The 18,041-nt window shown below is 48.6% G+C and carries 24 protein-coding genes; 13 read left to right on the forward strand and 11 right to left on the reverse strand.

Annotated features, from left to right (window positions below):
- The first annotated feature begins 31 nt into the window (after positions 1-31).
- From ACP7H9_RS06785 to gpsA, 3 genes are read left to right on the forward strand one after another with little or no spacing between them, the layout of a single operon-like run.
- Positions 32-463 (forward strand): rhodanese-like domain-containing protein, encoded by a 432-nt coding sequence (locus ACP7H9_RS06785; RefSeq protein WP_011233497.1) that lies wholly within the window; start codon positions 32-34, stop codon positions 461-463.
- Positions 464-505: 42 nt separating this feature from the next.
- Positions 506-1,009, forward strand: coding sequence for a protein-export chaperone SecB (gene secB / locus ACP7H9_RS06790; protein ID WP_011233498.1), 504 nt, complete (start codon positions 506-508; stop codon positions 1,007-1,009).
- Between the two features lie 12 nt (positions 1,010-1,021).
- Positions 1,022-2,023, forward strand: coding sequence for an NAD(P)H-dependent glycerol-3-phosphate dehydrogenase (gpsA, locus tag ACP7H9_RS06795; RefSeq protein WP_439222442.1), 1,002 nt, complete (start codon positions 1,022-1,024; stop codon positions 2,021-2,023).
- 32 nt (positions 2,024-2,055) lie between these two features.
- Here the strand turns inward: gpsA and slmA are convergent, their stop codons facing one another.
- The 3 genes from slmA to coaBC are packed head-to-tail and all read right to left on the reverse strand — an operon-like array spanning position 2,056 to position 4,404.
- Positions 2,056-2,646: a nucleoid occlusion factor SlmA gene (gene slmA, locus ACP7H9_RS06800; RefSeq protein ID WP_011233500.1), complete on the reverse strand. Its 591-nt coding sequence runs from the start codon at positions 2,644-2,646 to the stop codon at positions 2,056-2,058.
- A gap of 48 nt (positions 2,647-2,694) precedes the next feature.
- Positions 2,695-3,150: a dUTP diphosphatase gene (gene dut, locus ACP7H9_RS06805; RefSeq protein WP_439222443.1), complete on the reverse strand. Its 456-nt coding sequence runs from the start codon at positions 3,148-3,150 to the stop codon at positions 2,695-2,697.
- A gap of 33 nt (positions 3,151-3,183) precedes the next feature.
- The gene (coaBC, locus tag ACP7H9_RS06810) at positions 3,184-4,404 is read right to left on the reverse strand and encodes a bifunctional phosphopantothenoylcysteine decarboxylase/phosphopantothenate--cysteine ligase CoaBC (protein ID WP_439222444.1); all 1,221 of its coding nucleotides are present in this window, start codon (positions 4,402-4,404) and stop codon (positions 3,184-3,186) included.
- Positions 4,405-4,514: 110 nt separating this feature from the next.
- Between coaBC and radC the strand changes: the two genes are divergently transcribed.
- The 3 genes from radC (at position 4,515) to rpmG (ending at position 5,775) form a co-directional block, all read left to right on the forward strand.
- Positions 4,515-5,189: a RadC family protein gene (gene radC, locus ACP7H9_RS06815; RefSeq protein ID WP_011233503.1), complete on the forward strand. Its 675-nt coding sequence runs from the start codon at positions 4,515-4,517 to the stop codon at positions 5,187-5,189.
- A gap of 182 nt (positions 5,190-5,371) precedes the next feature.
- Positions 5,372-5,608 carry a 50S ribosomal protein L28 gene (gene rpmB / locus ACP7H9_RS06820; protein WP_011233504.1) on the forward strand — a complete coding sequence of 79 codons (237 nt, stop codon included), beginning with the start codon at positions 5,372-5,374 and terminating at the stop codon, positions 5,606-5,608.
- 11 nt (positions 5,609-5,619) lie between these two features.
- Positions 5,620-5,775, forward strand: a complete 156-nt coding sequence (gene rpmG / locus ACP7H9_RS06825) for a 50S ribosomal protein L33 (protein ID WP_006953863.1) — start codon at positions 5,620-5,622, stop codon at positions 5,773-5,775.
- A gap of 62 nt (positions 5,776-5,837) precedes the next feature.
- On the opposite strand, the gene ACP7H9_RS06830 is transcribed toward rpmG, so the two are convergent.
- Positions 5,838-6,455: a 2OG-Fe(II) oxygenase gene (locus tag ACP7H9_RS06830; RefSeq protein WP_034818930.1), complete on the reverse strand. Its 618-nt coding sequence runs from the start codon at positions 6,453-6,455 to the stop codon at positions 5,838-5,840.
- Between the two features lie 118 nt (positions 6,456-6,573).
- Here ACP7H9_RS06830 and ACP7H9_RS06835 point away from each other — a divergent pair, with 118 nt between their 5' ends.
- Positions 6,574-7,080, forward strand: a complete 507-nt coding sequence (locus tag ACP7H9_RS06835) for a hypothetical protein (protein WP_414018796.1) — start codon at positions 6,574-6,576, stop codon at positions 7,078-7,080.
- Between the two features lie 15 nt (positions 7,081-7,095).
- On the forward strand, positions 7,096-7,908 hold the full coding sequence (gene mutM, locus ACP7H9_RS06840; RefSeq protein ID WP_414018795.1) for a bifunctional DNA-formamidopyrimidine glycosylase/DNA-(apurinic or apyrimidinic site) lyase: 813 nt from the start codon (positions 7,096-7,098) through the stop codon (positions 7,906-7,908).
- 15 nt (positions 7,909-7,923) lie between these two features.
- Here the strand turns inward: mutM and bioH are convergent, their stop codons facing one another.
- Positions 7,924-8,691, reverse strand: coding sequence for a pimeloyl-ACP methyl ester esterase BioH (gene bioH / locus ACP7H9_RS06845; RefSeq protein ID WP_414018794.1), 768 nt, complete (start codon positions 8,689-8,691; stop codon positions 7,924-7,926).
- Positions 8,692-8,727: 36 nt separating this feature from the next.
- Between bioH and ACP7H9_RS06850 the strand changes: the two genes are divergently transcribed.
- The 3 genes from ACP7H9_RS06850 (at position 8,728) to ACP7H9_RS06860 (ending at position 11,568) form a co-directional block, all read left to right on the forward strand.
- A complete protein-coding gene (locus ACP7H9_RS06850) occupies positions 8,728-9,417 on the forward strand; it encodes a ComF family protein (protein WP_110013032.1) in 690 nt (229 codons plus the stop codon).
- A gap of 71 nt (positions 9,418-9,488) precedes the next feature.
- Positions 9,489-10,067: a Fe-S biogenesis protein NfuA gene (gene nfuA / locus ACP7H9_RS06855; protein WP_286824108.1), complete on the forward strand. Its 579-nt coding sequence runs from the start codon at positions 9,489-9,491 to the stop codon at positions 10,065-10,067.
- Positions 10,068-10,182: 115 nt separating this feature from the next.
- On the forward strand, positions 10,183-11,568 hold the full coding sequence (locus ACP7H9_RS06860; protein WP_439222445.1) for a DUF4397 domain-containing protein: 1,386 nt from the start codon (positions 10,183-10,185) through the stop codon (positions 11,566-11,568).
- On the opposite strand, the gene ACP7H9_RS06865 is transcribed toward ACP7H9_RS06860, so the two are convergent.
- Complete coding sequence (locus tag ACP7H9_RS06865; protein ID WP_439222446.1) at positions 11,540-12,862, reverse strand: MATE family efflux transporter; 1,323 nt, start codon at positions 12,860-12,862, stop codon at positions 11,540-11,542. The two genes, ACP7H9_RS06860 and ACP7H9_RS06865, sit on opposite strands and share 29 nt — an antisense overlap.
- A gap of 57 nt (positions 12,863-12,919) precedes the next feature.
- Here ACP7H9_RS06865 and ACP7H9_RS06870 point away from each other — a divergent pair, with 57 nt between their 5' ends.
- Positions 12,920-14,005: a polysaccharide deacetylase family protein gene (locus ACP7H9_RS06870; protein WP_439222447.1), complete on the forward strand. Its 1,086-nt coding sequence runs from the start codon at positions 12,920-12,922 to the stop codon at positions 14,003-14,005.
- Here the strand turns inward: ACP7H9_RS06870 and ACP7H9_RS06875 are convergent.
- From ACP7H9_RS06875 to ACP7H9_RS06895, 5 genes are read right to left on the reverse strand one after another with little or no spacing between them, the layout of a single operon-like run.
- Positions 14,002-14,616 carry an SCO family protein gene (locus tag ACP7H9_RS06875; protein ID WP_011233514.1) on the reverse strand — a complete coding sequence of 205 codons (615 nt, stop codon included), beginning with the start codon at positions 14,614-14,616 and terminating at the stop codon, positions 14,002-14,004. The genes ACP7H9_RS06870 and ACP7H9_RS06875 overlap by 4 nt on opposite strands.
- A 12-nt stretch (positions 14,617-14,628) precedes the next feature.
- Positions 14,629-15,525, reverse strand: coding sequence for a heme o synthase (gene cyoE / locus ACP7H9_RS06880; protein WP_114982112.1), 897 nt, complete (start codon positions 15,523-15,525; stop codon positions 14,629-14,631).
- Between the two features lie 13 nt (positions 15,526-15,538).
- Positions 15,539-16,528 carry a COX15/CtaA family protein gene (locus tag ACP7H9_RS06885; protein WP_439222448.1) on the reverse strand — a complete coding sequence of 330 codons (990 nt, stop codon included), beginning with the start codon at positions 16,526-16,528 and terminating at the stop codon, positions 15,539-15,541.
- Between the two features lie 9 nt (positions 16,529-16,537).
- Positions 16,538-17,083, reverse strand: coding sequence for a hypothetical protein (locus ACP7H9_RS06890; RefSeq protein ID WP_034818910.1), 546 nt, complete (start codon positions 17,081-17,083; stop codon positions 16,538-16,540).
- Positions 17,080-17,835: an SURF1 family protein gene (locus ACP7H9_RS06895; RefSeq protein ID WP_439222449.1), complete on the reverse strand. Its 756-nt coding sequence runs from the start codon at positions 17,833-17,835 to the stop codon at positions 17,080-17,082. The genes ACP7H9_RS06890 and ACP7H9_RS06895 overlap by 4 nt, the downstream gene beginning before the upstream one ends.
- Between ACP7H9_RS06895 and ACP7H9_RS06900 the strand changes: the two genes are divergently transcribed.
- The gene (locus tag ACP7H9_RS06900; protein ID WP_016341259.1) at positions 17,813-18,028 is read left to right on the forward strand and encodes a DUF2909 domain-containing protein; all 216 of its coding nucleotides are present in this window, start codon (positions 17,813-17,815) and stop codon (positions 18,026-18,028) included. The genes ACP7H9_RS06895 and ACP7H9_RS06900 overlap by 23 nt on opposite strands.
- The last annotated feature ends 13 nt before the right edge of the window (positions 18,029-18,041 follow it).

Raw genomic sequence — 18,041 nt, forward strand, 5'->3', positions numbered from 1 at the left:
TTTCTGTTACCGACGAATACTGGTAGGTCTTATGCAAGAAATTATGGAATTTGTCAAAAGCAACCCGATGATGAGTGGTATCTGGGTTGTGCTGCTAGTCGCACTGATTGTGACCACGATTCGATCGGCTATGTCACCGACAAAAAATTTAGAACCTCAAGAGGCCACGGTATGGGTAAACCGCGGTGATGGCGTTTTTGTTGATATTCGTAGTCCGGATGAATTTAAGAAAGGACACATTCACGGATCGGTGTCATTACCGATGGAAAAAATTAAACAAAAAGAACTTTCCTCTATTGAAAAGTTCAAAGAAGCCCCCATTGTGATAGTCTGTGCAACAGGAATGACGGCAAAATCGGCAGTTAGCCAGCTAACGGCTGAAGGCTTTACTCAAGTTGCTGTGCTGCAAGGTGGTATGAACACATGGCGCAGCGCCAAATTGCCGGTTTCGCAGAAAAAATAATAAAATTCGTCTAATACTTAAAAAAGAATAGGAAGTAAAATCATGGCTGAAGAACAGCAAGCAAACGGCGCAGCAGCTGAAAACCAACAGCAGCAAGTACAATTCGCTATTCAGCGTATCTACGCTAAAGACATCTCTTTTGAAACTCCAAGCTCTCCGGCTATTTTCCGTAAAGAATGGAAGCCTGACCTTAAATTAGACCTGAACGTTAAACACGAAAAAATTGAAGACGGTGTTTACGAAGTGGTACTGACTCTGACGGCAACTAACAAAGTTGAAGACGACGTTGCTTTCCTTTGTGAAGTACATCAGGCGGGTATTTTCACTATTGGTGAAGAAGTTCAGGACGGCCAGCTGGCACACATGCTGGGTTCTTTCTGCCCGAACATTTTGTTCCCTTATGCTCGTGAGTGCGTTTCAAACCTTGTTAACCGTGCGACTTTCCCACAGTTGAACCTGGCTCCTGTTAACTTTGATGCGATTTTCCAGCGTCACATGCAGCAGCAAGCTGAACAGGCTCAGGGTCAGCAAACTGCAGACGCGTAAGCAGATACAATAATGCAGACACCTCAGGTGACAGTATTAGGGGCGGGCTCTTACGGGACCGCCCTTGCTATTTGTTTTGCCCGTAAAGGTATTCCTACTACCTTATGGGGGCGGGATGCCGATAAAGTTGCCGTTATGCAAACGGCTCATGAAAACGAAGAGTACCTGCCGGCGTGCCCGTTTCCCGAATCATTAAAGGTTACTGCCGACTTAGGCGAAGCCCTTAAAGACGTGAAAAACGTAGTGGTTGTGGTTCCCAGTCATTCGTTTTCGTCTATGCTGAAGCAGGCAAAACCTTTGTTAGCGGAACATGCCCGCGTTGCCTGGGCAACTAAAGGATTAGAGCCGGACAGTGGGCGTCTTTTGTACGAAGTCGCAGAAGAAACTCTGGGCGACGAGCATCCGCTAGCTGTGTTATCCGGTCCTACTTTCGCTATTGAAATGGCTAAAGGCTTACCTACTGCCATTTCTATGTCGTCAACCGATCAGGCCTTTGTCGAAGAGCTTTCCGGGCTTCTGCATTGTGACCGTTCTTTCCGGGTTTACACCAATAACGACTTTATTGGTGTGCAGCTAGGTGGCGTGGTTAAAAATGTCATAGCTATTGGTGCTGGTATGGCCGACGGTATTGGCTTTGGTGCTAACGCCCGCACGGCGCTTATTACCCGCGGTTTGGCTGAACTTACCCGGTTAGGTCTGAAGTTAGGCGCAAAAAGCGAAACCTTTACTGGTATGGCAGGTTTGGGCGATTTAATTCTTACCTGTACCGACAATCAGTCGCGTAATCGCCGTTTTGGCATGGCTTTAGGTCAGGGCAAAGGAGTTGAAGAAGCGCTGAAGAGTATCGGGCAATCGGTTGAAGGCTACCGTAATACCCGTGAAGTGGTTGCTTTAGCCGCTCGCAACCAAGTGGAAATGCCCATCTGTGAGCAGATATATGCGGTCCTTTATGAAGGTAAAGAACCGCAACAGGCCGCTATTGATTTATTAAGCCGCGAGCGTAAAACGGAGTGATCTGTTTACAGTGACCTGTTTTACGCCTTTATTTACGCACTGATTAGCTGTTGCTCCATTACCTGCCACTGAGCCGAGAAATGTTCGGTCGGTAAACGCTTAAAGTTAGACCGTACAAACTGACTGATTTTGCCATCGGCATAGCTCAGTAATAAGTTCGCTAATACCGCTTCGTCCACAATAAAGCGCTGCTGTTCGCGCATCGCTTTCTCGCGCAGTATTTGCTTAATTGAACTCTCTATACGGTTGAACAAATCTTCCATACGACCACGCAAACGGTCATGTTCACCCATTAATGCATCACCTGTCATAACACGGGTAATACCGGGGTTGCGCTCGGCAAACGTCAGCAATAGCTGCAATATTGCGTGACAGCGGGAGAGGGTGTTTTTCTCCTCGTCCATAATCATGTTAATACGGGTTAGCAGGGTGTCTTCAACAAACTCGATAAGCCCTTCAAACATCCGCGCTTTCGACGGAAAGTGACGATATAAAGCCGCCTCTGAAACGCCTAAATTAGCCGCCAGTTTTGCTGTAGTAATGCGCTGACCCGGACTGGTTTCCAGCATTGCCGCTAAAGCCTGTAAAATTTCTTCACGACGGTTACGTTTTTGTTCTGCCATGACAGTAACTTTCCTTATTTGAGAGGCCAGAATGATTAGTTGCTGTAACTACGAACGACCAGAATGACCAAAACCACCTTCACCACGATCCGTCTCGTGGAACTCTTCAACAATCGACATTTGCGCCTGCACAACCGGCAAAATCACTAGTTGCGCAATACGGTCGCCGGGCTCAATGGTGTAAGCCTGGTTACTGCGGTTCCAGCAGGACACTTTAAGCTCGCCCTGGTAGTCCGAGTCGATAAGGCCGACCAGGTTACCCAGCACCAGGCCGTGCTTATGGCCCAGCCCTGAACGCGGTAAAATAGTGGCCGCATAATTCGGGTCGCCAATGTACATGGCAATACCGGTGCCTATTAACTGGGTTTGACCCGGTTCAATAGTCAGCGGCTGATCCAGGCAGGCACGCAGATCCATTCCGGCAGAGCCCTGTGTGGCGTATTTAGGAAGCGGAATAGACTGGCCGATGCGGTCATCTAAAATTTTTACTTCGACTTGCGTCATGGAGTTCTCACTTTCTTATTAATTAGCCCTGAATTAAGGAGCTGTAGTATCAAAATAACGTTTGGCTATCGCGTCGATAATTGCAATAGCCATATCATGCTTGCTCATTGTTGGAAGTGACTGCTCACTGTCCTTACTCAAAATAATGGCGTTATTGCTGTCGCTGTTAAAACCCAGCCCAACCTGACTAACGTCGTTAGCGACAATCATTTGTAGCTGCTTTCGTTCCAGTTTGCGCAACGCGTTAGCTTTTAGATTTTCAGTTTCGGCCGCAAACCCAACGGTAAAAGGTGGTTTTTCAGAGCTGGCTACCTGCTGCAAAATGTCCGGATTTTGCACCAGCTTTAGTTGTGGCGGCTGGTTGTTCTGCTCTTTTTTAATTTTCTGCGAAGCAACCTCAGCAACCCGATAGTCTGACACAGCGGCACAGCCAATAAACACATCGCAGTTTGGCAGTTGCTGCTGCACCGCGTTTAGCATTTGTTCTGTAGTCTCCACATCGACGCGTTGAACGCCGGTGGGCGTGGGCAGTTGCGTTGGCCCCGATACTAAAATGACTTTAGCCCCTGCATGTGCAGCAGCTTCAGCCAGGGCATAGCCCATTTTACCGGAACTGTGGTTACTGATGTAACGAACCGGGTCAATAGCTTCACGGGTCGGGCCTGCGGTAATAATAAAGGTTTTACCCTGCCAATCTTGCTTGGCTTCAGGGGCTTTTTTTATTAACGCCTGCACAATCTCTGTAGGGTCACTCATGCGGCCGTAACCGACATCGCCACAGGCCTGTTCGCCACTTTCCGGGCCTATCATTTGCACACCACGGCTGAGTAACGTTTCAATATTTTCCTGCACCGCAGTAGCCGCCCACATTTGTTGATTCATTGCCGGAGCAATGGCGAGCGGTGCTTTACTGGCTAAAACCAGGGTACTCAACAGGTCATCGGCAAAGCCGTGAGCAATACGGGCAATAGTGTTAGCCGTTGCCGGAGCAATAAGAATTTGGTCAGCCCAGCGTGCCAGTTCAATATGGCCCATAGCGGCTTCTGCTGTGGGATCCAGCAGGTCATCACTGACCGTAAAGCCGGACACAGCTTGTAAGCTAAGTGGGGTTACGAAGGCTTTGGCACCGGCAGTCAGCACCACACGAACTTCTGCGCCCTGCTCACGCAAACGGCGCACCAGGTCAGGCGCCTTATAGGCGGCAATGCCACCGGTAATACCTAAAAGTATGTGTTTGTTCTGCAGCTGTGCCATGCGAACCCCTTAGTGTTAAGTCGTGTAAAGATAACATGAGACCCCGTAACTGGGTAGATGGTCGTTATACTTCTCTCTTAAGAATTAAGGTAAGAATTAAGGAGAAAAGAATGAGCGTCAAGGAATGGCCCGTTTCGGAACGACCGAGAGAAAAACTGCAGACCCAGGGGGCAGAATACCTGAGTGACGCAGAATTATTAGCTATTTTACTTGGTAGCGGCAGTGGCGGGCAGGACGTTGTCAGTTTTGCGCGTCGTTTACTAAGTGACTTCGGCGGTGTAGGCGCTTTGTTAACAGCCACTCCTGAGCAGCTATTGGCTTGCAACGGCATAGGCCCGGCCCGTGTGAATCAGTTGCGGGTTGTGCTGGAATTGTCACGACGCTACCTGAAATGGCAGCTGGAGCGTTCAGACGGCTTTACCGAACCTACCATGGTCAAAGACTATTTAACCTCACAGTTGCGTCATCAGGGCCGCGAAGTCTTTGCTATTTTACTGCTGGACAGCCAGCACCGGCTGTTACGTTACGAAGAGCTGTTTCAGGGCACCATTAATGCCGCGCCAGTGTATCCACGTGAGGTAATAAAGCTGGTTATGCAGTATAATGCGGCGGCGGTTATTCTGGCACATAATCATCCATCGGGCGTTGCAGAACCCAGCCAGGCTGACCAGCGAGTCACCGAACGAGTTAAAAAAGCCCTGACTTTAATTGATGTAGCGTTGTTGGATCATTTCGTCGTGGGCGCCGGCGATCCAATTTCTTTTGCAGAGCGCGGATTGTTGTAGTTTTGTACTGGCGGTTTGGTTAAAAATCACGTAAAATCCGCACCGAACGATCGATGACGATCAAATTTCCGTCGTATAAGCTTGATTAGAAGGGCAGTTTGCTGTATAAAATGCGCCCTCGGATTTATAGGCAAGGTCACGTTGGGCGACAGGCGAGCTTGCAGCAATTTTGGAGTAAAGACATGTCACAAGTATGCCAAGTTACAGGTAAGCGTCCGGTAGTCGGTAACAACCGCTCGCACGCACGCAATGCGACTAGACGTCGCTTCCTGCCGAACCTTCAATCGCACCGCTTTTGGGTAGAAAGCGAGAAGCGTTGGGTTAAGTTACGCATTTCTACTAAAGGTATGCGTATCATTGATAAAAACGGTATCGATACGGTATTAGCGGATCTCCGCGGCCGTGGTGTTAAGGTTTAAGGAACTAAATTATGCGCGATAAGATTCGTTTAGTGTCATCTGCTGGTACAGGTTATTTCTATACCACAGACAAAAACAAACGCACCATGCCAGAAAAAATGGAGATCAAAAAATTCGATCCAGTGGTTCGTAAGCACGTGATCTTCAAAGAAGCTAAAATCAAGTAATTGGTTTAAAGCTTACAAAAAACCCAGCTTCGGCTGGGTTTTTTATTGGGTGGCGTTTGAGTTTATCGTGGCGGGTCAATAATGCCCGAGATGCTGGCATTAATTCGGAACCAGCCGGTAATGCTGAAGCGGTCACGTTCCGAGCGTTGTACTTCATGCACAAAGCGGTCACTTAAAAACACCACTAAACGGCCTTGTTTAGGCAGTACGGTTTCTAACACCTGCCCTTTGTCACCATAAATAACCAATTGCCCGCCGTCGGTTTCCTGCCATTCGGGGTTCAGGTAAAACACCGTTGTGAGCACTCGATTGCTTCTGCCTTTAAACGCATCCAAGTGCTTCTTATAAAACGCGCCTTTAGGGTAATGTGCCAGGTGGCATTCGTAATCGAACAGGCCAAGAAAGAGCTCGCGGTTAAATTCGTGGCGTAACTCATCCATAATGCTTAGGTAGTCTTTATGACGCGGCTCTTCCGGAGTTAACCAGTAAATACGGTCGTTGCGAACCATGGTATTAATGGTCTGGTTTTGCTGACGGCCAATACCAGCCAGATTCCAGTATTGCGCTGGTAATTGCTGAGCGTATTGATACAGAGCCTGCGAACGCTGCGGCTGCAGGAAATTATCGATAATGCAGTAGCCGTGGTCAGCAACTTTGTCGATAATATCAGATAGCACCATAACGCAATAAAGCTCCGTATTTTGTTGTCGCGCGAGAATATAGGGTATTCTGTCTCCAGTAACAAGGAGTACGGCAACAAGAGAATTATTCGAACCTTAGCACAAAGAGCGCAAGCCGATGAAAGTGAATGAGAAGCGAAAAATATTTGGACTGACCATGACCCGAAGAGCATGGAACAACGTTCTGGTCTACGTGATATTAATTATCATGGTGGTGTTCTGGTATGTCGCTCCGCCGGTTAAAGAAGAAGCGGCTGACAGCATTGTGCAAGAGGCTGAATCGGGCGAGGTCATTGGCCTGATACCGAATGACGGAAACTTGAGAGCAATACAAATTGACCAGCTGAAGTTGGCGTTAAATGATGGACAATGGCAATGCCTGGCTCCATGTCGCTTATCGGAAAAAGCGGCCGCTAGCGTCGCTGAAAATTGGTTGGCATTAACCATGACGCCAACCGAACAGCCAGCTGAAAATTTAATAACGGAAATTTATTTTGGTTTTGTCGGGGGCGAAGAGGCGCGTGTTGAGCTTTATGCAGAGCCCGAGTTGATGATCCGTTTGCCAAATCAGCAACAGAATTATCGTGTTATAGAATTTACTGCCAGTCAGTTACTGGGCCATTAAGGAAGTTTTAGGTTTATGCCAGAGTTACCCGAAGTCGAAGTCAGCCGTTTAGGCATTTCTCCACACATTGAAGGCCGCACAATTAAGTCGGTTAAGGTTCACGATAAGCGCCTGCGCTGGCCGGTGCCGGAAACTGTGCATCAGGTCGAAGGACACGTGCTGCGTTCGGTCAGCCGCCGTTCAAAATATTTGCTCTTACAGACTGATAACGGCTGTCTGATATTGCACCTGGGTATGTCGGGTAAGCTGCGCGTGGTTCCAGCCGAAACCATTCATTACAAGCATGACCATATTGATATTGAGTTCGATAACGGCCAAACCCTGCGTTTAAATGATCCACGGCGTTTTGGCGCTTTGCTATACAGTGACGGTGATGTGAGCGGGCATGAACTGCTAAGCCAGCTTGGCCCGGAACCGTTAACCGACGCGTTTAATATCGACTATTTATTTGAGCGCTCACGCGGGCGTTCGCAGTCGGTGAAAACCTTTCTTATGGATAATAAAGTGGTCGTGGGTGTTGGCAATATTTACGCGAACGAAGCCTTGTTTAAGGCGGGTATCAACCCGAAACGGGCGGCCGGGAAAATCAGTAAAGTGCGCTACCAGAAACTGGTGCCGATAATAAAAGAAACTCTGGCAAGTGCTATTGAACTGGGTGGTACTACCTTAAAAGATTTTACTCAGGTGGACGGTAACCCGGGCTATTTCGCTCAGAAACTTCAGGTTTACGGGCGTGGCGGTAAGCTTTGCATGGTGTGCAGTAACCGGTTGAAAGAAATTCGTCTGGGTCAGCGCAGCACCGTGTACTGCACCCAGTGCCAGCGCTAGTTTGGTTTTTAACTCTTAGTTCTCAACAACCTTCAGCAATTCACTGACAAAGCGCTCCGGTTCCGAAATAAACGGGGCGTGTGCGCTTTTGGTGAATACCACCGCTTTCGATTGCGGCGCCAGCGCAGAAATATCGTCGATAGCGCGCTCCGGAACCAGGCTGTCCAGGCGTCCGTAAAAACGGTTAAAGGGCACTTCAATGTTCGGTAGTTGCTGACGCAAATCTGCGCTTTGTAATATACCTAGGGACTGTTTCAGCACGCCCTGGTCAGGCATTGGCTTGGTAAATATCAGCTGCTTTACCTGCTTAACCTGTTCGCGTGCGTCCTCGCTGCCCATGGCCTGAATCGCTAAAAAACGCTCAATGGTCTTTTTAAAGTTGCTGTCCAGTTGCTGTTGAAACTGCTCCAGAATGTTCGGCTTAATACCCGCCCAGTCGCAGCTTTCCACAAAGTGCGGTGACGATGCAACGGTGGTTAAAGACATAACCCGGTCAGAATGTGTCAGTGCAATTTGTGTCGCAATTAACCCGCCTAAAGACCACCCCAGCAAGTGAAAGCGTGGCGGCAGGGCTGGCATAATTTGTTCAATAAAACTTTCCAGTGACACCTCATTCTCTGATGACCAGACAGAGTCGCCAAAACCGGGCAGGTCGACGCAATACAACTGAAAGTGCTCGCTTAATGCCGGTACCACGGGTTGCCAGATGTTCGAATTCATTCCCCAGCCATGGAGTACAACAATAGGGGTTCCTGTACCACAGCACGTTACCGAAAGGCTCACTATACTACCTGTCCGAGTTATTAATTAAGGGGTGGTATGCTAGCGTTTTTACAGCGTTTCGCCAATGCTTTTGAGTTGGGCACATGCTGGAGTTGCGGTTATTCTAAGGTGGCCGCTGCAAGCCTTTGCCCTTATTGCGAAGAAGCACTGCCGCGTTGGTATCCGCGTTGTTGTCAGCATTTGTCCGATATTGAACAGCATTTAGTGGCGGAGCAGAAGCCGTGCCGCTACTGGTACGGTGCATTGCGCTGGGAGCCGCAGGTACAACAGCTTATTACTCAGTTTAAATTTCGCTATAAAGCCGAGCTGGCCCCTTTACTGGCAAACCAGTTAGCGGCTCATTTACGCCTTTGCTATCGCGAACAGCCACTGCCAGACTGCGTTGTTGCGGTGCCTATGACGCAACAAGCCTGGCGTAAAAGAGGCTTCCACCAGACTGCGTTACTGGCGCGGCATGTGTCAGTGGCTCTTGAGTTACCTTACATTGCGGGCGGATTACGTAAAATACGGGCCGTGCCCATGCAGCATATGGCATCAAAGGCATTACGCTGGGAGAACAGTCGGGGCAGCCAACTCGCTTTACAGGATTTTAGTGGCTGTACGGTAGCGGTTGTGGACGACGTGCTGAGTACCGGCGCCACTATGATGGCAGCAGCCGATGCGCTCTACAAAAAAGGGGCTAGAGCGGTGGATGCGTGGGCGGTTGTCTATAACCAGCACGACTAGAAACTGCAGGGCGTTTCGGTTACACTATACCCTAGTAATTTACTCAGGTATAAGCCGTGAGGTCAGTATTTATGATTCGTATTTCAGAAGCAGCGCAGTCCCACTTTCAGAAGCTATTAGCCGATCAGCCCGATGGCACGTGTATTCGTGTATTTGTGGTTAACCCCGGTATGGCAAACGCAGAGTGTGGTGTTTCTTATTGCCCGCCAGATTCGGTCGAGCCGGACGACGAGCGTCTGCCGTTTAATGGTTTTGACGCCGTAGTGGATTCAGGCAGTGCGCCTTTTTTAGAAGACGCCGCTATTGATTTTGAAGAGCAGGAAATGGGCTCTCAGTTAACCCTTAAAGCACCTAACGCCAAAGCGCGTAAAGTTGCCGATGACGCCCCATTAATTGAGCGGGTAGAGTACGTTATACAAGCTGAAATTAACCCGCAATTGGCTAGCCATGGCGGTCAGGTAATGATTTCGGAAATTACTGATGACGGCGTTGCTATTCTGCAATTCGGCGGTGGCTGTAATGGTTGCAGTATGATTGACGTAACGCTGAAAAACGGCATTGAAAAAGAGTTGCTTGAGCGTTTCCCGGAAGAAGTGAAAGGCGTGCGTGATATCACTGATCATGAGCCCGGAGAACACTCCTACTACTAGACCTTTCGATTATACAACTTAGTATCTTTCGATTTTTTGATGTTAAAAATATGTGATCCCTTGCACAAATAATGCTCGTAACGATATTTGCCTAATCAATACGAGGATTTAAATTATGCAAGGGATCAAAAAACTGGGTGTCATAGCGACATCGCTTTTTCTCATCACAGGTTGTGACTGGTTCGACAGTGACAATGATGATACTAACACACCACCTCCTGAAGCTGAATCAAGCTTTGTACGGGTACACCACACGTCTGCCGATTCGCCTAACGTTAACGTTTTAGCAGGTGAAACCGCATTATTAGAAAATGTGCCTTACCATACGTCTTCCGGCGTTCTGGAAGTTGATGCTGGTGACTATGACATTACGGTTCAGGGTATTTTACCCGATGACAGTACCGTTGATGCTATTGGTCCGGCTTCCTTAACCTTTGCCGCGGATACTCGCTACGAAGTCTTTGCTCTGGGTCAGCTGGGTGACGAGTCTTTAGAGCCATTGGTTCTTTCTAACCCTGTATCGGATGTTGCGGCAGGTGAAAGCCGTATTCAGGTGGTACATGTTGCGTATGGTGCGCCGACTGTTGATGTGTATTTGACAACTCCGGACGCTGAGTTAAGCAGTGCCTCAGCTACTTTAACGCTTGCTTACGGCGAAGACAGTGGTCAGGTTGATGTGGAAACCGGTGACTACCGCATTCGTTTAACCGGTGCGGGTGACGATGCAGTAATTTACGACTCAGGAACCGTGAGCCTGGCTGACGGTGGTGATTATATTATTGCCGCAACCAATAATGTTGCTGCTAATTCTGCGAATTCACCCGTTACTCTGCAAGTGAGCGACGGTGAAACAACCACCTTAATCAATGATGCAGACGCTGGTGCGGATGTTCGCGTCGTGCACGCCGTAGCTGATGCACCGAATGTTGATGTGACATTAAATGATGTTGCGGATCCTCAAATTGCTGACCTGGCATTTTTAAGTGCAACAGACTACTTAAATCTGGAAGCCGCTGAATACAGTGTTGATGTTGCCGCTGCCGGAGGTTCTCCCGTAGTGCTTGAGGACCTGCCTCTGGAAGTGGAAAACGCAATGAGTTATTCAGTTTATGCTGTCGGTGAACTGAGTACTATCGGTCTGCAAGTGTTGACTGAAGAGCGTCGCAGCGTGGCGACTGCAGCCAAAATACAGTTGGTTCACGCAGCGCCAAGTGCCGGTAATGTTGATATCTATGTCACTGAAACCGATGACATTAGTGGCGCAGACGCTGCTTTTACCGATATTGCGTTTGATTCAGAAGGCCTGGTGAGCACCGGTAACGTTCCGTTAACTCCGGGTGACTACGTGGTTACTGTAACCGCAACAGGTACGCAGGACATTGCTATCCAGACGCCGGTTCTGACTTTAGAGGGCGGTGGTATCTACACGGCAGTTGCCGTTGATGCAACCAGCGGCGGCTTGCCTCCGCAGCTTATCCTGATGGATGACCTGGCGAACTAAAGTATTTAAGCCAAATTGCCTGGGTAATACCACGCATGAGTAAAAAGCCGCTGAGAGCTAACCACAACCCGTGGTTCTCCAGCGGCAATCCCGCCCACCATAAAGGCAGAAAGCCAATTAAAGCGCTTAATATCATCGTATTACGCATACCACGGCTGAACGATAAACCAATGAAAACACCGTCAAACCAATAGCTCCAGTGAGCAATGAGTGGCAACACCACTATCCATGGCAGGTAGTTTTCGGCAACCCGGATAATTTCAGGAATATCGGTAATAAGGCGAATAATTGCACTGCCGGCCAGGGCAAAAACCAACGTATAAACCACAGCAAAGAGTGATGACCAGAGCAAAGTAATTTTGCACCAGTAACGGATTTTATCGTAGCGCTTCTGACCTTTAGCTTCGCCAGCTAAAGCTTCCACAGAATAAGCAATGCCGTCTAAGCCCAGCGATATCAACATAAGAAATTGCATTAGTACGGCGTTAACCGCCACCATGGTACTGCCGTAGCGAGTGGCGTAGCCGGTCATGGTTGCCATACAGAGCTGCAGTATCAGACTGCGTATAAAAATATTACCGTTAACGCCTAAAAACTGACGCAGCTGCTGAAACTTCAGCTGCCAGTGGCGTAAGTGCCAGCCCAGCGCGCGGGCGGTCCAGTAGAAGCCGACAATAGCGGTCACCCACTCAGCACTAAGCGACGCCCAGGCGGCACCTTTTACATTCAGTCCAAAGCCGAGGATTAGTATCACATCCATCACCACATTCACGGCGTTGGTGATTATCACCAGAAGCATGGCTTTGCGGCTGTTTTGTCGGCCTAATAATACCCCCAGAGCGACCAGCGTTATCAGCGAAGCCGGTGCAGACCATAGGCGTATTTCGATGTAATCGCGGGCGTAGCCTTCGAGCTCGACAGAGGGGGCGATAACCCACATGGCTAAGTCATTAATTAAAGGGCTGGCAACCGCTATTAAAACACCTAAACCCAGCGCAATAATAATGCCGTTATTAAAGTGCTGGCGCTGAGCATGTATGTCATCGGCACCGTATGACTGAGCTATGTAACCGGTTGTGGCCATGCGCAGAAACACCGCCAGCAGATAGATAAAACTGACCACCATGGCACCAACGGCAACAGCCGACAAGTAGATAGCGTCCGGCAAATGACCTATGATGGCAGTATCGACCAGACCGAGAAGGGGCGCAGCAATATTGGAAATAATCATTGGCAGGGCAATCGCAAAAACGCGGCTGTGATCTGACAGCGAAAATCCAAACAGCTTGTGCATAACTATCCTTAAGTAAACTCGGTTAAAAACGGCTTTTATACTTTATCAGGAGTCAGTATGAAGATGTTGAACAAAATGACGTTGAGTGCCGCGTCGGGGTTATTGCTGGGGTGCTCACCCTTGGCTCAGGCAGGCAGCGCCGACAGTGTGGTGCTGCTGCAGTATCACCATGTGAGTGACTCAACTCCGGCTGTTACCTCTATTGACCCGGAGACTTTTCGTGAGCATCTGCAATACCTGCAGGAGCACAACTTTAACGTTATTGATATTACTGACGCTCGTGATGCCATTGAAAAAGGCGAAGAGCTTCCCGAAAAAGCCGTTGTTATAACCTTCGACGACGGCTACCAAAACGTCTATGAAAACGCTGTAAAGGTTCTGGAAGAGTTTGAAATGCCCTATACGGTGTTCGTTAACCCTGAGCTCTTGCGTAAGCACAGCGGCCATTACATGGGCTGGGAAGAGCTTAAAGAAATTCAGCAGAACGGGGCGACTATTGCTAACCACGGGCAGACTCACGCACACCTTATTCGCAAGCAGGAAGGTGAGAGTGGTGAAGAATGGCGCGAACGTATGCATTACGATGTTATTACCGCACAAGAAGCCATTGATGAGAACTTAGGCGAACAGCAGAAGTATTTTGCCTATCCTTACGGTGAGTACAACAACGAGTTGCGAGCTTTACTGGATGAATGGGGCTTTCTGGCCTTTGCTCAGCATTCAGGCCCATGGTCTAAGTGGAGTGAGGATACTGTTATTACGCGTTTTCCTGCGTCTGGTATCTACGCGAACTTAAATACGCTGAAAGCCAAGTTGAATTCGAAAGCCATGCCGGTAAGTTCTTACCAACCGGAAGAGCCTTTAGTCGCACATGAAAATAAGCGCCCAACGATTAGCGTAACGCTGGAAGCGGGCGATACACTAAACGATATGCGTACCGATGCGCTGCAATGCTTTGCCGGAGGTTCAGTCTTAAAACCTGAATGGGAAAGCGATACTCAGTTTAGTGTGACGCTTGAAAAGGACATTAACATTGGGCGCTCACGCGTCAATTGCACGGCACCCAGCGCATCAGAGTCTCGTTACTATTGGTATTCCGTAGCACTTATCCGTCCGAACGAGTCAGGCAGTTGGCCTGACTAATTGGCGATAATGGCAAAATCTTTTGCCAGTTGTTCCATGTCGACTACCGGTATTTCCCCACGTTGGTGGTCGGCATTAAATATCGCTTTACGGTGCCCGTTCGGGTTAACCAGAATAATAGCGGCGCTGTGGTTAACCAAGTAATTTTCCTCGCCTTCATCGGGAATGGAATACATTAAGCCTAAATCACGTACGAAAGGGAACAGCTCTTTGTGCTCGGCTCGCACACCAACAAAGTCGTCACCAAAATAGTTAACGTATTGAGTTAAACGTTCAATGTCATCACGCTGAGGGTCAACTGAAATCATCCAGACTTTCACCGGTTTAGACACTTCTTCCTGTAATGAAGGTAGCACTCCTTTTAAGTCTGACATGGTGGTTGGACAGATATCAGGACAGAAGGTATAACCGGTAAAGAGCAAGGTCCACTGACCTTTCAGTGCATCGTTTTCAATAGTGCCGTCGGCTGTGCTGTTTAACTTAAATGATTTTAACGCGCGGGGCGGCTCATATATTAAGGCTTCCGGTTTTTCTTCCGGCCAAAAATTGTAAACCGCGAACCCGGCTGCAAGGGCGATAAGCGCAGCCAGCAGCGTAACGATACGACTCATGTCTTACTCCAGTTATACGTAATGATCGACCAGTAAAATCACAAACAGCAGCATGAGGTGCCAGATAGAGAAGGCAAACATGTTAAAGGCTGTTTTCTTGCTGGGCGCGTATTTCAACTTCCAGGCGTAAGCCAGGAAAATAGCATTAAGCACACTGACGCCGACCAGATAAATCATTCCTGTCATGCCAATTAAAAACGGCATAAGGCAAACCACGGTCAGCAAAACGGTGTACAGAAAAATACAGGTTTTGGTGAACTCAATACCATGGGTTACCGGCAGCATTGGCACTTTAGCGCGGGCATAATCTTTAGCGCGGTGTACCGCCAGAGCCCAGAAGTGGGGGGGAGTCCAGGTGAATATGATCATAACCAGCAGTACCGCTGGCGCGTTAATTTCGTTGGTCACCGAGGTCCAGCCCAGTAACGGTGGTGCAGCACCGGCTAAACCACCAATAACAATGTTCTGCGGCGTTGCGCGTTTTAAGAACATGGTATAAACCACAGCGTAACCCACCATACTGGCAAAGGTTAACCAGGCAGTTAATGGATTAACCCAAGCATACAGGGTCACAAAACCAATGACACCTATAGATGCAGCGAACGTGGTGACTTTTGCAGGTGACAAATTTCCCTGAGGCAGCGGGCGCCGAAGTGTGCGCGCCATTTTTGCGTCAATATGGCGGTCAACCAGGTGATTAATGGCGGCCGCAGCGGCAGACATGAGCCCAATACCAGTCAGCGCCGGCACTAGCACTTTCAGCGACACCAGTTCTTCAGTGGCCAGACACATACCAACCACGGCGGTGAGTAACAGCAAGGCGACGACACGGGGCTTGGTCAGTTCAAGGTAGTCCCGCCAATGAGCGTTGCGCGTTTTTGTTATATTATTTGTGGCAACGGATTGCATAGTTTCAACTCCTCTACGCTTTTCTGGACAAGTTGTAGTTCAACGCGACCAGCGACAGCAACAATAAAGCCCCTACGGCATTATGTGCCACTGCATTCCAAAGCGGTAATTGAAAGACTACGTTACTAATACCCAGCAGAATTTGCAAAGATAATAACAAGCCAATAACAATTAATGAGCGCCGGAAAAAGTGCGACTTCGCTTTTCGCCAGCATTTAAAGAGTAGAGTACAAATCACTAAAAAAGTAATAATAGCGCCCACTCTGTGCATTACGTGCATAGTCATACGGTCGTTGTAGTCATGAGCACCGTATTGATAGGTGTCAGCCTCGGGTATGCTGAAGGCTCCGGCAAAGTCCAGCTGCGCCGTCCAGTTACCTTCGCAAAAAGGTAGCTCAGTGCAGGCTACGGCGGCATAGTTTGCAGCAACCCAACCACCTAAGGCTATTTGACTAATAACCACCAGTAGCGTAAAAAATGCCAGCCCTCGATAGCGCCTGAGTTCCGGGTCACCACCGGCCAGCCGAAATGACGACAGCCGCAGCGAGAGCAGATATAGCAGCGATATAACCGAAAAGCCGCCCAGCAAATGCCCCATGACTATGAGCGGTTGCAGGTTCATGGTAACTGTCCACATACCCAGAGCCGCCTGAAATATTACTAGCCCGAGAAGCAAAGTGGGCAATTTAACCGGAGTCGGGTAATGACTGTAGCGACGGCTTTTAACCCAGGAAATAATGGCAATGGTCAATATTAATAACCCCAGGGTGCCAGCAAAGTAGCGGTGCACCATTTCGTTCCAGGCTTTGGCGTGCTCCACAGGTGCATCCGGGAACCTAAGTTCCGCCTGCTGAATGTGCTCCTCCTGCGACGGTACCTTCAAAAAACCGTAGCAGCCGGGCCAGTCAGGACAACCCAGGCCTGCTTCAGTGAGCCGGGTAAAGGCGCCAAGAACAATAACGATAAAAGCAAAAAAAACACTAATTTTTACCAGTAAACGCATGTCATTTCCCTACCCAATTCTGGACAATTTAAGCAGTTTACGAAGATCCGCCAACACGTTTTTACCTTCCGTTATCATTTGCTCTTTGTCCTCATGGGTGGGGTAATACAGCATGACGTTATGCATCGGGTCGATAATAAACAAGGTGTTTTCGGGCAGAGCTGAAAGTTGTTCGATCAGTTCAGGCGTTACCAGCTGGGTAATATGCGGGGCACTATGATTAAAGCCAGCCTGAAGGCTTTCGCTTTGGTGCAACACTACAGGGGTTAGCCTATCGGTGTCTTTGCCAATAGCGACATCGATTTGGTTCATAACGTATAAAGCATTTTCGCAGGTGATTGCACAGTTCTGCGGGGCGATATATCCCACTTGCCAACCTTCTGGTAGCTGTTCGGCTTGTTGTTCTAAGGTAATGGTGGGTTGCAATAAAAAGCCTTTATTGGTTCCCGCCTCATACCAGTTTTGAGACAAAAAAAGCCACGCGGCCAAAACGGGGACTATAAAAGCAAGGAAAACAATAATCATGGAACGGCGAGAGCGATTCAGGGAGCTCATCGGGTCTCCTCTTTTTTTGGTTGTTTATTCAGTTTTATAACAGCAAATACAAAAATCACCAAGCACGCAATGGCCAGCGAAAACCACTGAACAGCGTAACCCTGATGTTTTTGCGGCGACATTACCTGGGGTTTCCAGTTACGTTGCCAACCCAGGGTGTCTGGTGATTTCAATAAAAAGGTGTAGTCGGTTAACGGAATGTCGAGTTCCTTACTAATGGCGTTAGGCTGAAACTCTTGTACTCGTATTCGGTCATCAGCTAACTCGGTTTCATAAGTATTACTGACAAATTTGTTGTTTGAGGGAAAGTACAGGTAGCCCGTAAGATTCTGTCTACTCTCGGGAATATCTATTTCGGGCAGTTCTTGCCGGGATGCAGGAGCAGGTACCCAGCCCATATTAACAGGAATGTAATTATTGGGTTTGGCGTCAGGGCGAAACAAGGCAATAACGTGATAGCCGACAATGCCATCGGTCATTTTATTATCGAGAAAAAAGACCGGTTGTTTAACAAATTCGCCTTCCATTTTGGCAAAAAGAAAGCGATCAGACTCAGAAGATATTGTTCCTAGCTGAGACAGTGCCGTTGCATCCCCTTTCGATTGTTGCTGTTCGTAATCGGAAAATAGCTTACGTTTTTCTTCCGCGCGCTCTAGTTGCCAAAAACCTAGCTTGACCAACACCGCAATTGCCAGCAGAGTAACTAACGTAGCGATAAGAGGAAAACGTATGTTGGTCTTTTTTAAAATCATTATTGTACTGCTGCTTGGTTATATGGTGGTGAATCTGTTCCGCGCATTATTCAGTATGCTGCGTAACGACCCGAATAAACCACCCATGTCCCATTATCTGGGGAAACGGGTGGGAGTGGCCGCCGTTATCCTTGTGATACTGATAGCGGCGACGGTTAGTGGCTTTTTACCTTTAAACCCGCGCCCCTATTAGACGGGGCGTTTTT

Origin of the sequence: Idiomarina sp. ST20R2A10 (genome assembly GCF_051842345.1) — a bacterium.
In the GTDB taxonomy this organism is placed as follows: Bacteria; Pseudomonadota; Gammaproteobacteria; order Enterobacterales; family Alteromonadaceae; genus Idiomarina; species Idiomarina loihiensis.

Excerpts from the sequence above, each read along its gene's own strand:
- ACP7H9_RS06830 (WP_034818930.1), bottom strand. The coding sequence starts at position 6,455 with ATGGTGCTATCTGATATTATCGACAAAGTTGCTGACCACGGCTACTGC.
- ACP7H9_RS06870 (WP_439222447.1), top strand. The coding sequence starts at position 12,920 with ATGAAGATGTTGAACAAAATGACGTTGAGTGCCGCGTCGGGGTTATTG.
- slmA (WP_011233500.1), bottom strand. The coding sequence starts at position 2,646 with ATGGCAGAACAAAAACGTAACCGTCGTGAAGAAATTTTACAGGCTTTA.
- ACP7H9_RS06875 (WP_011233514.1), bottom strand. The coding sequence starts at position 14,616 with ATGAGTCGTATCGTTACGCTGCTGGCTGCGCTTATCGCCCTTGCAGCC.
- mutM (WP_414018795.1), top strand. The coding sequence starts at position 7,096 with ATGCCAGAGTTACCCGAAGTCGAAGTCAGCCGTTTAGGCATTTCTCCA.
- gpsA (WP_439222442.1), top strand. The coding sequence starts at position 1,022 with ATGCAGACACCTCAGGTGACAGTATTAGGGGCGGGCTCTTACGGGACC.
- cyoE (WP_114982112.1), bottom strand. The coding sequence starts at position 15,525 with ATGCAATCCGTTGCCACAAATAATATAACAAAAACGCGCAACGCTCAT.
- radC (WP_011233503.1), top strand. The coding sequence starts at position 4,515 with ATGAGCGTCAAGGAATGGCCCGTTTCGGAACGACCGAGAGAAAAACTG.
- ACP7H9_RS06860 (WP_439222445.1), top strand. The coding sequence starts at position 10,183 with ATGCAAGGGATCAAAAAACTGGGTGTCATAGCGACATCGCTTTTTCTC.
- rpmG (WP_006953863.1), top strand. The coding sequence starts at position 5,620 with ATGCGCGATAAGATTCGTTTAGTGTCATCTGCTGGTACAGGTTATTTC.
- dut (WP_439222443.1), bottom strand. The coding sequence starts at position 3,150 with ATGACGCAAGTCGAAGTAAAAATTTTAGATGACCGCATCGGCCAGTCT.
- ACP7H9_RS06785 (WP_011233497.1), top strand. The coding sequence starts at position 32 with ATGCAAGAAATTATGGAATTTGTCAAAAGCAACCCGATGATGAGTGGT.
- ACP7H9_RS06835 (WP_414018796.1), top strand. The coding sequence starts at position 6,574 with ATGAAAGTGAATGAGAAGCGAAAAATATTTGGACTGACCATGACCCGA.
- ACP7H9_RS06895 (WP_439222449.1), bottom strand. The coding sequence starts at position 17,835 with ATGATTTTAAAAAAGACCAACATACGTTTTCCTCTTATCGCTACGTTA.
- ACP7H9_RS06890 (WP_034818910.1), bottom strand. The coding sequence starts at position 17,083 with ATGAGCTCCCTGAATCGCTCTCGCCGTTCCATGATTATTGTTTTCCTT.
- ACP7H9_RS06885 (WP_439222448.1), bottom strand. The coding sequence starts at position 16,528 with ATGCGTTTACTGGTAAAAATTAGTGTTTTTTTTGCTTTTATCGTTATT.
- ACP7H9_RS06865 (WP_439222446.1), bottom strand. The coding sequence starts at position 12,862 with ATGCACAAGCTGTTTGGATTTTCGCTGTCAGATCACAGCCGCGTTTTT.
- ACP7H9_RS06900 (WP_016341259.1), top strand. The coding sequence starts at position 17,813 with ATGTTGGTCTTTTTTAAAATCATTATTGTACTGCTGCTTGGTTATATG.
- secB (WP_011233498.1), top strand. The coding sequence starts at position 506 with ATGGCTGAAGAACAGCAAGCAAACGGCGCAGCAGCTGAAAACCAACAG.
- rpmB (WP_011233504.1), top strand. The coding sequence starts at position 5,372 with ATGTCACAAGTATGCCAAGTTACAGGTAAGCGTCCGGTAGTCGGTAAC.
- coaBC (WP_439222444.1), bottom strand. The coding sequence starts at position 4,404 with ATGGCACAGCTGCAGAACAAACACATACTTTTAGGTATTACCGGTGGC.
- ACP7H9_RS06850 (WP_110013032.1), top strand. The coding sequence starts at position 8,728 with ATGCTAGCGTTTTTACAGCGTTTCGCCAATGCTTTTGAGTTGGGCACA.
- nfuA (WP_286824108.1), top strand. The coding sequence starts at position 9,489 with ATGATTCGTATTTCAGAAGCAGCGCAGTCCCACTTTCAGAAGCTATTA.